The sequence below is a fragment of the Hyphobacterium indicum genome (assembly GCF_003129605.1).
GTDB classification, from domain to species: domain Bacteria; phylum Pseudomonadota; class Alphaproteobacteria; order Caulobacterales; family Maricaulaceae; genus Hyphobacterium; species Hyphobacterium indicum.
Map to the genome: position 1 here is coordinate 286,475 of NZ_QBDX01000004.1, position 12,490 is coordinate 298,964.

General features: G+C 59.5%; 14 protein-coding genes. 4 read left to right on the forward strand and 10 right to left on the reverse strand.

The annotated features are described in order from the left end of the window. Nucleotides 1-16: 16 nt before the first annotated feature. The 8 genes from DBR16_RS09425 to DBR16_RS09460 all read right to left on the reverse strand — a co-directional run bounded on the left by DBR16_RS09425 (nucleotide 17) and on the right by DBR16_RS09460 (nucleotide 5,840). Nucleotides 17-304 (reverse strand): TMEM165/GDT1 family protein, encoded by a 288-nt coding sequence (locus DBR16_RS09425; RefSeq protein WP_199288384.1) that lies wholly within the window; start codon nucleotides 302-304, stop codon nucleotides 17-19. A gap of 70 nt (nucleotides 305-374) precedes the next feature. Next, the gene (locus DBR16_RS09430; RefSeq protein WP_109261010.1) at nucleotides 375-899 is read right to left on the reverse strand and encodes a DUF3035 domain-containing protein; all 525 of its coding nucleotides are present in this window, start codon (nucleotides 897-899) and stop codon (nucleotides 375-377) included. 68 nt (nucleotides 900-967) lie between these two features. Beyond that, a complete protein-coding gene (gene lspA / locus DBR16_RS09435; RefSeq protein ID WP_109261011.1) occupies nucleotides 968-1,489 on the reverse strand; it encodes a signal peptidase II in 522 nt (173 codons plus the stop codon). Between the two features lie 47 nt (nucleotides 1,490-1,536). Continuing rightward, nucleotides 1,537-2,460, reverse strand: a complete 924-nt coding sequence (locus DBR16_RS09440; protein ID WP_109261012.1) for a bifunctional riboflavin kinase/FAD synthetase — start codon at nucleotides 2,458-2,460, stop codon at nucleotides 1,537-1,539. A gap of 9 nt (nucleotides 2,461-2,469) precedes the next feature. After that, nucleotides 2,470-2,913 (reverse strand): MaoC family dehydratase, encoded by a 444-nt coding sequence (locus DBR16_RS09445; protein ID WP_109261013.1) that lies wholly within the window; start codon nucleotides 2,911-2,913, stop codon nucleotides 2,470-2,472. A 62-nt stretch (nucleotides 2,914-2,975) separates the two neighbouring features. Then, nucleotides 2,976-3,821, reverse strand: a complete 846-nt coding sequence (locus tag DBR16_RS09450; protein ID WP_109261014.1) for a TIGR01459 family HAD-type hydrolase — start codon at nucleotides 3,819-3,821, stop codon at nucleotides 2,976-2,978. A gap of 41 nt (nucleotides 3,822-3,862) precedes the next feature. Next, on the reverse strand, nucleotides 3,863-5,071 hold the full coding sequence (locus DBR16_RS09455; RefSeq protein ID WP_109261015.1) for an EAL domain-containing protein: 1,209 nt from the start codon (nucleotides 5,069-5,071) through the stop codon (nucleotides 3,863-3,865). Nucleotides 5,072-5,168: 97 nt separating this feature from the next. After that, nucleotides 5,169-5,840 carry an OmpA family protein gene (locus DBR16_RS09460; protein WP_109261016.1) on the reverse strand — a complete coding sequence of 224 codons (672 nt, stop codon included), beginning with the start codon at nucleotides 5,838-5,840 and terminating at the stop codon, nucleotides 5,169-5,171. Nucleotides 5,841-6,067: 227 nt separating this feature from the next. Here DBR16_RS09460 and groES point away from each other — a divergent pair, with 227 nt between their 5' ends. Together groES and groL are read left to right on the forward strand one after the other, a co-directional pair. After that, nucleotides 6,068-6,361, forward strand: a complete 294-nt coding sequence (gene groES / locus DBR16_RS09465) for a co-chaperone GroES (protein WP_199288385.1) — start codon at nucleotides 6,068-6,070, stop codon at nucleotides 6,359-6,361. Between the two features lie 61 nt (nucleotides 6,362-6,422). Continuing rightward, complete coding sequence (gene groL / locus DBR16_RS09470; RefSeq protein ID WP_109261017.1) at nucleotides 6,423-8,069, forward strand: chaperonin GroEL; 1,647 nt, start codon at nucleotides 6,423-6,425, stop codon at nucleotides 8,067-8,069. Between the two features lie 61 nt (nucleotides 8,070-8,130). Here groL and DBR16_RS09475 read toward each other — a convergent pair whose 3' ends face one another. Further along, on the reverse strand, nucleotides 8,131-9,216 hold the full coding sequence (locus DBR16_RS09475; RefSeq protein WP_109261018.1) for a glycoside hydrolase family 3 N-terminal domain-containing protein: 1,086 nt from the start codon (nucleotides 9,214-9,216) through the stop codon (nucleotides 8,131-8,133). A gap of 303 nt (nucleotides 9,217-9,519) precedes the next feature. On the opposite strand from DBR16_RS09475, the gene DBR16_RS09480 reads away from it, so the two are divergent. Continuing rightward, nucleotides 9,520-10,449 carry a hypothetical protein gene (locus DBR16_RS09480; RefSeq protein ID WP_109261019.1) on the forward strand — a complete coding sequence of 310 codons (930 nt, stop codon included), beginning with the start codon at nucleotides 9,520-9,522 and terminating at the stop codon, nucleotides 10,447-10,449. A gap of 101 nt (nucleotides 10,450-10,550) precedes the next feature. Then, the gene (locus DBR16_RS14005; protein WP_161539465.1) at nucleotides 10,551-10,697 is read left to right on the forward strand and encodes a hypothetical protein; all 147 of its coding nucleotides are present in this window, start codon (nucleotides 10,551-10,553) and stop codon (nucleotides 10,695-10,697) included. A gap of 167 nt (nucleotides 10,698-10,864) precedes the next feature. Here the strand turns inward: DBR16_RS14005 and pgi are convergent, their stop codons facing one another. Then, a complete protein-coding gene (gene pgi / locus DBR16_RS09485) occupies nucleotides 10,865-12,472 on the reverse strand; it encodes a glucose-6-phosphate isomerase (RefSeq protein ID WP_109261020.1) in 1,608 nt (535 codons plus the stop codon). Nucleotides 12,473-12,490 lie beyond the last annotated feature (18 nt).

Here is a 12,490-nt window from a genome sequence, read left to right on the forward strand (position 1 = left end):
GAGGCGAGGCGATGGGTCAAGCCGGCGCGGCGGTCCGGAAGTGGTCGAAAATTGTCCAGCCGCCGACCAGGATGAAACCGATACCCGCCAGCAATTTCAGTGGCAGGAATGCCAGCCATCTTTCCGCTGCAGTACCGAGCGCGACCGCCAGGGCTGTTGACGCCACAAGCGCGGCCGAGGCGGCCAGAAACACCAATAGCGGGGAGGATTGACGCTCCGAGGCGAACAATACGGTCGCAAGCTGTGTCTTGTCTCCGAGTTCTGCAAGAAAAACCGTCACGAAAATGGCGAGGAGCTGTGTCATCAAATTCTCCATAGCAATGAAAAAGGCGGCGAGCCGAAGCTGCGCCGCCTTGAATCGGAAATGTTATTGGCTAGAGCCCCGGAATTTTCCCGATGCCGCCGCGATCACGTTCAATTTCCACGGTTCCGCCGCCGGTCACACTCTGGATCAGCCGTAAACGCTCGGCTTCTTCCTCCGCGTCGATCGGCACTGCATTATCGCCAATGCCTTCAGTGCCTTCACGCCAGAACAGGATCTGATTGCTGAAAGCTGTGGATTTGCGGACAACCGCTGCGGTTTCGCCATCAATAATGGCGCGAATGAAAGGATCGGCCTCACCGCCTCCGGCACGCGCCACGAGCAGCGCTTCACCGTCAGAGCCCTGAAAATCGCCTTGGGCGCCGAACAATGCGGCACGGGCCGCCTGATCCGGGTAGATTTCTTCCGGACGAGGTTCACCGGGACGCGGCGGACGCAGATTATACTCCGGCGGTACTGTCAGCGGCGCAATCGTGACAACGCGGAATTCATCCGGCTCGGCACCCCGGCCACCGGCACATCCTGCGACCGCAACCGTGGCGGCGAGAACGGCGAGCGTGATAAAACGCTGACGCATAAAAATACTCCCGAAAATTCTGTCGGCTGTTTTCTAACCAAAGACAGGGGCTTTCGCCAGTCCGGCCCTCACCTTGTACCGCGATCATTGACCAGAAGGTCGATCAGCAATGCGAGAACGCCGATATTGATGGAAACATCTGCCACATTGAACACCCAGGCAAACTCGAAGCCGAAGGGCAAGGGAAGGCTGGAGAAATCCAGGAAATCCGCCACCGCACCGTATATGCCACGGTCAATCGCATTTCCCAGAGCGCCACCGATTATCAAGGCATAGGCCGAGGCCTGCAGCCATCGCGTGGCTTTCAGCATCCAGCTTGACAGCAGCCCTGAAACGGCAAGTGAGAACAGGATCAATAACAGGCTCTGCCAGAAAGCTTGCGCCTGCAGAAATCCGAAACTGATCCCCCGGTTCCAGACCATCGTCAGATGAAAAAAGGAAAAGACCTCTATGCGCTCGCCGGGCAATTGGTTGATCAGATCCAGCCCGTAAAGCATCCAGTACTTGCTCGCCTGATCAAGGGCAATCACAAGCACGGCAATGCCGAAACCGGCTATCGGAATCACCCGGGAAGTCCGCCGCTCAAACATGTCTTGTCCACTTGCCTGTTTGGTAAACCTGCCTCCAGCAAGGAGGTTCAGGCCGGTCCAGACAACGCAATGCGCGCTGCCTTTGCATCCTCCGCAATTTGCGCCTTTAGGGCCTCAAGTCCATTGAACTTTTGTTCAGGCCGCAGGAAAGCGGCAAATTCCACAATCGCCAATTCACCGTAAATGTCCTGCGCGAAATCGAAAATATGAACTTCGAGCCGCTCGGTTGTGCCATCAACCGTGGGGCGCAAACCGGCATTGGCCACGCCCAAATGCCATTGCCCGGCCACATGGATGCGGACCGCATAAACACCATATCGGGGGCGGCAATATTCGCCGAAGCTGATATTCGCGGTCCGGAAGCCGATTGTGCGGCCGCGCTGGTCACCTTGCTCCACTACACCCCTGACGGCCCATGGACGCCCCAGCAGGTCTGCGGCAGCGCCAACGTCACCGGACTCAAGATATTTGCGGATCTGGCTGGAGGAAATTTTCTCGCCGGCATCAGCCTTCAGCGCCACGCCGGTCACACCAAAACCGGCCTGCCAACCGATACCGGTCAATATGGTCACATCACCGCTGCGGCCTTTTCCGAATTCGAAATCGGCACCGACAACGATATGCCGCGCATTGGCCCAGCCACACAGCACAGTGTCGGCAAACTCCCGGGGCATCATGCTGGACATGGCGGTGTTGAAAGGCAGGACGTGAAGACGCTCGAACCCCAGATCGCGCAGGGCATCCGTCTGCTGAATATCGTCCATCAAACGGAAAGGCGCTGAGTCGGGCTGAAAAAAACGCCGCGGATGCGGGTCGAAAACGGCAACCGCAGGCACACATCCGTCGTCCCGGGCTTTTGCGAGCGCCGTATTCAGGACTTCCAGATGTCCCCTGTGTACACCATCAAAATTGCCCAGCGCCAGAACGCTGGGCGGCAGGTCGGATTGTGGCGGGCCTACGACAATCTGCATATTGCGGCGCTATTCCCGTGACGTCCGTTTTCGCGTCCGGACCATGACAGAAGCCCGCGCCGTCATGACTTCGGTCTCGCCCACACTGCAGGAGCACGACAGCTCGAGCATACGTGTCTTCAGGTCAATGGATGTGATTTCCGCACGCGACCGTACCGTATCGCCAATCCGGACCGGTGACCGGAAACCAAGATCCATGCTGACAAAGATCGAACCGGGCCCCGGAAGCTCATTACCCAGCAGAGCCGACAGGTAGGACGCAATCAGCGCACCATGCGCAATACGCCCGCGATACGGCGTACGCCGCGCAAATTCCTCATCCAGATGAAGTGGATTGTGATCGCCGGAAACGTCTGCAAAGGCGCGCACAGTCTCATCATCAACAAGGCGTGTAATCTCTGCAGACTGGCCAACGCAGAAATCTTCCAGTGGAATGGGGGCCTTTTGCGTCATTTACGGGGCTCCATTGAATTCAGCGCCTTTAGACGGCAACGCCGGTGCCCTGTCCAGACCACTCACCAGATCAGGCGCCGCGAAAACCATGTCGCTGTCACCTTGTACTGCGCCAGCAAATGACGGACGGCATCGGCATCAGTCGCATCGACATGCCCACCCAGAATGCCATCTCCGATGAAAAGGGAATCGACGCCGATGCGCGCAGCGCCGGCCAGATCGGTCTCCGGCCCGTCACCAATTGCCAGCACGGATGACGGGTCCTCCTGCCAGCCGGCCTCCTGCAGCAGGTCATAGGCAAGATCATAGATGGGTTTGTGCGGTTTGCCCGCTATGACGCTCTTGCCGCCGAGCTCACGATAGAGCCGCGCCAGCGCCCCCGCGCACCAGACAAGTTCGTCGCCGACCTGGACAACAATATCCGGATTGGCGCAGATCATCGGCAGCTGTCGGTCGGCCAGTGATTGCAGAAGCGGCCGGTAATCATCAGGTGTTTCGCCCAGCACTCTTGTCAGCCCCGTGCAGACAATGGCCAGTGCATCCTCGGCATCGCTGAAAGCAATCTCCAGCCCGGCATAGAGCAGATCATCTCCGCCGGGCGGACCGATCTTGAAGAAGGGGCCCGGCGCGTAGTCGTCCAGCGCGATCCGCGTTGCGTCTCCCGACGTAACGATGCCGTCCCAGGCATTGTCCGGTGCGCCCATCAGGGCAAGCTGACGTGAAACATCGTGGGCCGGCCGCGGCGAATTCGATACCAGTATCACCGGAAGGCCACGCCTGCGTACATTTTGCAGGGCCTGGATGGCGTCTGGCAGTATGGAATGGCCGTCGCGGATGACGCCCCAGACATCACAGAAGACCGCCGAATAGCGGTCGGTGATATCTTTGAAATGAGGTGCGGATTTCATACCGCCCTACCTAGCGGGATCAGCTGGCGATTCAAACCGTTTCACGCCGAGCGGCGGATAGGCTGGGTCGTGGTTTCGTCGAGGATATCATCGCGGACTGGACGCGGTTCGCCAAACAGATGCCCCTGCGCAAAACCGGTATCGATATCCAGCAACTCAACGACGGTCTGCTCCTGCTCGACCTTGTCGGCAATCAGATCCATTCCGTACTTCGCAAACAGGCTCGGAATATCCTCCGCCTGGATCGCACCGGCCTCAAGGCCGCCAATCGGTTCCTGATTGCGGATGGCCGTGACCAGTCGCTGCCCCTCGACTTTCGCAAACCGGACGCCTGCCCGCTGCATGTCGGAGAAATCGCTGTTGAGATCGGTCATCTGGTCAACCGAGAAGCGGAAACCGAAATCAGCCAACCGTCCCATGTTCCGGGCAGCCCCGGGTGTCCGCGCTTCAAACGCCGCCTGCGATACCTCGAAAATCAGCGAGCTCGCGAGATCGGAATTCCGGCGCATGTAATCAAGGAAATTCGGGAAGAAATCCTCGTCCGCCAGGGACCGGAGCGAGACATTGCAGAAAATGCCGATCCGCCGGTCTGATTGCGTCAGGCGGCGCACAATCTGGACACAGCGGAACAGGAGCAGATTGTCCACTTCGGCCATCAGGCCGGCATCCTCGGCGGCACGGATGAAGGCGGCCGGCGCAATGATATTGCCGGCACGGTCACGCAGCCGCGAGAAACTCTCGTAGAAATAGGTCTTGCGCTGCGGCAATGAGACAATGGGCTGCAGGTAAAGATCGACCCGGTTGGCGGCCAGAGCATCCCGGACGATGTCGATATCTACCGGGTTCTGACTGGCAACGCCGGCATTGGCGGCAGACGCAGATGCCCCGGCGCCCATCCGCCGCACCAGGTCCTCCAGCACACGCACCTCATTCGTCAGTGTCTCTTCGCGTTGATGGGCCTCTGCACGGATCGTGTCGGCGATCGTGTCCAGCCGGGACTGCGCTTCAGCCATTTCCTCGGCAAGGTCGAGATTGGCGGCTTTAAGCGCCTCGATCTCGGCAAGCATTTGCCGCCGCTCAATAGAGCGGGCGGCAGCAGAATGCGCCTGACCTGCGATCAGGAAGACGCCGGCTCCCATCAGCCAGGCAAAGCTTGTCGACATCAACCCGAGACGCTCGAATGCCAGCGCCGACACCACGGCAATCATGGCGTAGGTGAGGACGATCAGAATGTCGCTGGCGCGGGGCATGGGCGATCCAAGGCAATCTCGAGCGAATCAATACGATGGGCTCGAGACTACGTTGGATCGCGCCGTGTTGTCAGATCGTTAACGAATACCGTCCGTGTTAGCTTTGGACGTGCGGCCGGATGCGGATTTCAACGCGGCGGTTTTGTGCGCGGCCCGACGGCGTGTCGTTCGAAGCAATCGGCGAGGTCTCGCCCAGGCCAGCCACATAGAAGCGGTCGCGCAGGACACGTTGCGAAATCAGATAACCCGCGACCGATTGGGCCCGGCGTTCCGACAATTGCTGGTTATAGTCAGCCGCACCGGTTGAATCGGCGTGGCCGATCACATCGACATAAGTCGCCGGATAGGTGTTCAGCACGTCGGCAACATCGTTCAGAACAGAGTAAAAACGCGGTTCAATGTCGCTGGAATTGGTGGCGAAGGTCACATCGCCCGGCATGATCAGCAGGAGGTCATTGCCCTGGCGGCGGACGCCTACGCCGGAATCACGCAATTGCTCGCGCATCGCCGCTTCCTGACGATCCATGTAATTACCCACGCCCGCACCGGCGAGTGCACCGATACCTGCGCCGATCAGGGCGTTGGTCCGGCCTTCCTCGGAATCATTGGTATTGGTTAGATAGCCAAGCGCCGCGCCGAGGCCCGCACCGATCAGCGCACCGCGAGCCGTGTTGTTCGGCCGCGTCTCGCCCGTATAGGGGTCGGTCGTGGTGCAGGCAGCGGCCAGAGAAAGCGCTGCAGCGGAAACAAAAATTGTGCGGAAAATCATGGGACACTCCAGTTGGGTTAGCTTTCGTCACTATACGCCGATCATGGCGGAAATACGAGAGATAGTTGAAAATTTCACGGTGAACGGGACATGAATATGCGTTGGCCGCACCTATCGCCATTCGCAGAGCCCGCCCCTTGACGCTGCCCGGAAGTATGCCTATCTGCCCGCTCGTTAGCAGTCGGCACCAGTGAGTGCCAAAACGGCTGCGGAAATTTAACAGGGGTATGAATATGTCATTTCGTCCGCTGCACGATCGTGTGCTCGTGAAACGCGTGGAAGAAGAGTCCAAGACCAAGGGCGGGATCATCATCCCGGACACGGCAAAGGAAAAGCCGCAGGAAGGCGAAATCGTCGCTATCGGCGGCGGTGCCATCAAGGACGATGGCTCCGTGCGTCCGCTGGACGTCAAGGTCGGCGACCGCATTCTGTTCGGCAAGTGGTCAGGCACTGAAGTCACCCTGAATGGTGACGAGCTGATCATCATGAAGGAGTCGGACATTCTCGGTGTGATGGGCTGACGCCCCGCCGGACTCCCCCGCTCGCTCAAGAACAACCAGATCAAGAAAACGGAATCGGAAAATGGCTGCTAAAGAAGTCAAGTTTGGCGTTGAAGCCCGCGAAAAGATGCTCAAGGGCGTCGACACGCTTGCCAACGCTGTAAAAGTCACGCTCGGCCCGAAAGGCCGCAATGTCGTGATCGAGAAGTCGTTCGGTGCTCCACGCTCCACGAAGGACGGCGTCTCTGTCGCCAAGGAAATCGAACTGACAGACAAGTTCGAGAATATGGGCGCCCAGATGGTCCGCGAAGTCGCGTCCAAGACCAATGACGCGGCTGGTGACGGGACGACCACCGCGACGGTTCTGGCCCAGGCCATCATCCGTGAAGGCATGAAGTCGGTTGCCGCCGGCATGAATCCGATGGACCTCAAGCGCGGCATCGAGAAAGCGGTCACTGCGGTCGTCGCGCACATCAAGGATGCTTCGACACCGATCAAGGGTTCAGAGGAAATCGCCCAGGTCGGCACGATTTCTGCCAATGGTGAGAAAGCCATCGGCGAAATGATTGCCAAGGCCATGGAAAAAGTCGGCAATGAGGGCGTCATCACGGTTGAGGAAGCCAAGTCGCTGGAAACCGAGCTGGATGTCGTTGAAGGCATGCAGTTCGACCGCGGCTATCTTTCGCCTTACTTCATCACCGACGCGGACAAGATGCAGGCCGAGCTGGAAGACCCCTATGTCCTCCTCTTCGACAAGAAGCTGTCGTCGCTGCAAGCCATGCTGCCGGTTCTGGAATCGGTGGTTCAGTCTTCCCGTCCGTTGCTCATCATCGCGGAAGATGTCGAAGGCGAAGCGCTGGCAACCCTGGTGGTCAACAAGCTGCGTGGTGGTCTGAAAATCGCTGCTGTGAAAGCGCCGGGCTTTGGCGATCGCCGCAAGGCCATGCTTGAAGACATCGCCGTTCTCACGGGCGGCACTGTCATCTCCGAGGACATCGGCATCAAGCTGGAAAACGTCACCCTCGACATGCTGGGCACTGCCAAGCGCGTGACCATCACCAAGGATGACACCACCATCGTTGATGGCGCTGGCGAAAAAGCTGACATCGAGGCCCGCGTCGGCCAGATCCGCCGCCAGATCGAGGATTCCTCGTCTGAATACGACAAGGAAAAGCTGCAGGAACGCCTCGCGAAACTCGCAGGCGGCGTGGCTGTGATCAAGGTTGGCGGTGCCACCGAGTCCGAAGTGAAAGAGCGCAAGGACCGTGTCGATGATGCGCTGAACGCAACCCGTGCAGCTGTCGAGGAAGGCATTGTGCCGGGCGGCGGTGTCGCTCTCTTGAAAGCCGCGAAGGCGCTGGATGGCCTGAAGGGCGAGAACCCCGATCAGACCCAGGGCATCGGCATCATTGCCCGCGCCATTCAATCACCGATCCGCCAGATCGCCTCGAATGCCGGTGTTGAAGGCTCGATCGTTGCCGGCAAGGTGCTGGAAAATGACAGCCCGACCTTCGGCTATAATGCACAAACCGAAGAGTATGGCGACATGCTGGCCTTCGGTGTGATCGACCCGGCAAAAGTGGTCCGTCATGCTCTGCAGGACGCAGCCTCTATCGCTGGTCTGATGATCACCACGGAAGCCGCCGTTGCCGAAAAGCCGAAAAAGGACTCCGGCGGTGGTGCCCCTGACATGGGTGGCATGGGCGGAATGGGTGGCATGGACTTCTAGTTCACGCCAACCATGCTTGAACGATCAAGGGCGGCTCAATCGGGCCGCCCTTTTTCTTTGCCTAGATTCGCTGCCCCAGAACGTCCAGCCGCGCAATCGACTCGTCTATACGGGCTTCAGTGAGCTCACCATTGGCGACCGCGGCCTCGATCCAGTCTCCAAAACGGAGTGGCAGATCCGGATCCGGCGCGGCCGAATTCGACATCATGATCAGGTCATTTCCGGCCTGGATGGACCGGATAACGGCATCCCGCTGCGCGTAATTCTCATGGATCGCCCCCATGTCGAGATCATCGGTGATGAGCGCGCCCTGATAACCCATTTGCCCACGCAGCAGGTCGGTCAGGATCGGCCGGGAGACGGTGACCGGATCACCTGCCGGATCGAGTCCGGTGTGGGTCAGATGCCCGCCCATGATGAGATGTGCCTTGCCGGCATCAATCAACCGGCGGAAGGGATCCAGCTCGGCCTGTGACCAGCTGTCGGTGATATCGACAAATCCATGGTGGCTGTCGCCGGATGATCGGCCATGTCCCGGGAAATGCTTGATGGCGCAGGCCGCGCCCGCCGTCTCGAAGGCATCGATAAAAGCTGCCGCATAGGCAGCAATCGTCTGGCCATCCTCGCCATAACCGCGCCCCCACCGGCCGATCACGCCATTCGCGTCATCCTGCACATCGGCAACCGGTGCCAGATTCATATTGAAGCCGGCCTCCCGGAATTCAGCGGCTGCGGCCGTATAAAGCGCGCGCGCTTCCTCAACAGTCTTTTCTTCGGAAATCACATAGGCGCGCGGAATTGGCGAATAGCCCAGATCACTCGACAGGCGCTGCACCGCACCGCCTTCCTGATCGACCGCCATCCAGGCGCCGGGCGCAATCGACCGGAAGAGCCGGGTCAATCCCTCGACGCCTTCGCGGCTACGCACATTGTGGCGCAGGAAAAGCACACCGCCGATCCGGCCCTGTTCAAGATGGCCGGCGACCGCCGCTGCCCCGTCTGTATCGGTATTATCGCCGATAAAGCCCATCAGCAGCATGCGCGCAGCTTTCTGGCGGAGCGTCATTTGTGGACTGGCAAATGCCGGAGCCGAAAATGCCGTCGCACCGCTCGCGGCCATGCCTTGCAAGAATGTTCGCCTTTGCATTACTCACTCCGGATCATGATTTCGTATGGCATTATTACCGTGGCACCGGACTGTGCAAGCTTTGCGCCCTTTCATGGACTGTATCTGACGAATTCGTCACGCCTTCGCCAATGAGCGGTAATGCGCTTCAGATCATCTTGAGCCCGCCTTCATGAAAGGCCCCTTCCCGCGGCGGTACATGCTTCCCCTTTTCCCCATGTACCGCCGCATCAATTTCAACCAGATGACGAAAAATTCAGCCAACCGCATACCTGTGGTAATCCCGGCAATGAAAATGTCCCCTCTCCAAATCTGGAGGGACATATGAAAAAGCTTCTCAGCCTTTCCGTCGCCGGGTCTGCGTTAATCGCGGCCGGCTGCACGACCGCTGCCATGGCCAGCGACCAGAATGAATACCGTGAAAATGTGCATGTCGTCGTCGAGCGCGATGCTGCTGACGGTCAAACCATCGTCATCCGCGGCGTCGACATTGAAACGATCGATGGCGACGTCTTCATCAATGGCGATGCCCTCAGGACCGCAGCAGACGGCCGGATTGTCATTTCCGGCGACAATGTTCGCATCATCAACGGGGCACACAGCACGTTTGAATTCGCGACCGCCGGCGAGGAGCTCGAACTTCACCTGGCCGAAGTCGAAGCGCAGATGGAACATCTGCAGGACATGCGGATCATTGTGGAGGATCTGCACAGCGAGGAAATGGAACGCGCGCTCGCCCATGTCGAAGAAGAGCTGGCACGCAATCAGGGTCGACGCACGGTCGTGGTCAACGGCGAACGCCGCGAAATGACCGACGAGGAACGCGAGGAAGTCCGGCGCGAATTGATGCGTGCCCGCGAAGAAATCGCCGAATCCATGCGTGAAGTCCGGATCGAATTGCAGGAAGCTGAGGGCGATCGCGCCGAAGCCCTGCGCGTCATGCGGATCGAGCTCGAGCAGGCCGAGCGTGAGATGGCGGAAGCGGGACGCGAAGCCCGCCGTGTTCATGTGATCGCCAGACGCAATCAGGACATAAATGATGAGGTGGTCCGTGCGCTACGCGAGAGCGGTGGTCACGAATTGCGGTTTGTCAGCGAAGAGGGCGAAAGCCGCGTCTGGGTCAATGGCGAGGAGCTTGAAGGCGACGCGCGAATCGAATGGCTGAACCGGCTCGAAACCGAGCGTCTGGCTGGCGGCCGGGATTCGGATCGCCGCCGGATTGTTATCGAAATCGACGAGGACGAAACCGAATAGAATCCGGTTTACCCGGGCGGGGAAAGGTCCGGGCAGACCACATACCGGAAGGGGCTTCGATTGGGGGCGCTGTGCGCTTTAACCTCGAGGGAGTCTAAAAAATGCGTATCAAGAAAATACTGGCCATGCTGGCCGCCACACTTCTCGCCACAACAGCCGCTGCTTGTGCGAGCATGCCGGCGAATGATGACGATACGTCATCATCGTCATCACGCAGCGAACGCGATACCCCCCACGGATATTTCTAGCCAAAGCTGGAATCCGGACAAAAAAAGCGGGCCGGAAATATCCGGCCCGCAATTGTTTGGTCGATTGAGGCGTCTCCTCCCCGAAACGCCGAAGGACTGAACGGTCAGGTCCCGTCCTGTTTGTTACTTTGGCGTCACAAAGAGGGGACGTCAAGCACCCGAATCCCCTATCCACCCTGATAGTGCCGGATCTGACGTATCAATGCCTTTGTGGAAGCATCGTGCTGCCCAACTTCGCCGGCCATCCATTCGCGCTCCAGCTCTGCTGCCAGCTGCTTGCCAAGCTCAACGCCAAACTGATCGAACGCATTGATGCCGAACAGAACGCTCAGAACAAAGGTCTGGTGCTCGTAGAATGCCAGCAGCGCGCCCAGTGATTCGGCGTCCAGCTCCTGCCCGAGAATGAAGGTGGAGCTGCGCCCGCCGGGCATGACCATATGGGAAGCCAGTGCGCGCGCCTGCTCATCATCCATCCCCTTGGCCGCAAGTTCCGCCAATGCTGCCGCTTCGCTGCGCCCCGAAAGCAGGGCTTCAGCCTGCGCAACAGCATTGGCAAGCAGCGCATTGCGATGGCGGCGTTCACCACCACAGGCGAAGGCGATGATATCGACGGGGATGGCCTCCCGCCCCTGGTGCAGGAGCTGGAAAAAAGCATGTTGGCCGTCCGGCCCCTCTCCGCCAAAGACCACGGGACCAGCCGGCACAGCCAAGGGCGCGCCGCCGATCGTCACCGATTTGCCAAGCGACTCCATCGATAATTGTTTCAGCCAGCCCGGAAAAAGGCGCAGGTGCGTGGCATAGGGAACAACGGCCCAGGACTGGCGCCCGTGAATGGCCCGGTGCCACCATGCCGTCAGCGCAGCGACCACCGGCGCATTGGCGCTGGTACGGGCCTGCAGGAAATGCTCGTCCATTCGCCGCGCGCCCTCCAGCAACCGTTCGAATTCCTCCCGCCCGATGGCCGCCATTACCGAAAGAGACACACAGGACCAGAGCGAATAGCGACCGCCGACCCAGTCCCACATCTCGAAAATCCGGTCATCGGATATTCCAAGCGCACGTGCCGCGTCAGGCCGGGAGGTGGCCGCCACAAGATGGCGCCCGATACCGCCTTCCAGACCAGCCTCCAGCCAGCTGATCGCCGTCCGGGTGTTCAGCGACGTTTCCGGTGTGGAGAAAGACTTCGAAACGATGAAGACCAGTGTCGTTGCGGGATCCAGCCCCGACGTCGCACGTTCGAATGCATCCGGGTCAACGCTCGACAGAAAGCGGACATCAACCGGCGCATGCGGACTGGAGAGGGCATCATGAACCAGTCGCGGCCCGAGATCGGATCCCCCGATGCCGACATGCAGGATATGCGTGAAAGCCTCATTTGTAGATGAGGTGAAAGTGCCGGAGCGAAGTTCGCCGGCAAAGTCGAGCGCACGGTCTAGCTCTGCTTTTGATTGCGCCTTGCGCACTTCATCCTTGCCGCCGCCCCGCAGCGCCATGTGTTGCGCAGCCCGGCCCTCGGTCAGGTTTACGATATCCCCACGTCCAAGAGCTGCAATGGCATTCTCAATGCCCACCGCAGCGGCAAGACCGAGGAGCGCGGCAAACCCGTCGAGCGAAATGTTATGCTTTGAAAAATCGAATGTCAGCCCGGCCCCCTCGAGGAGGCATTGCTCCAACCTCCGCTCTTCGGTCGTCAGAAAATCCAGTGCACTGCGGCCCGCATCACGTTCGGCCTGCGCACGGATTGCTTCAACGGCTTGTTCACGGGTCGTCGCCATGATCCCTGACTCCACATC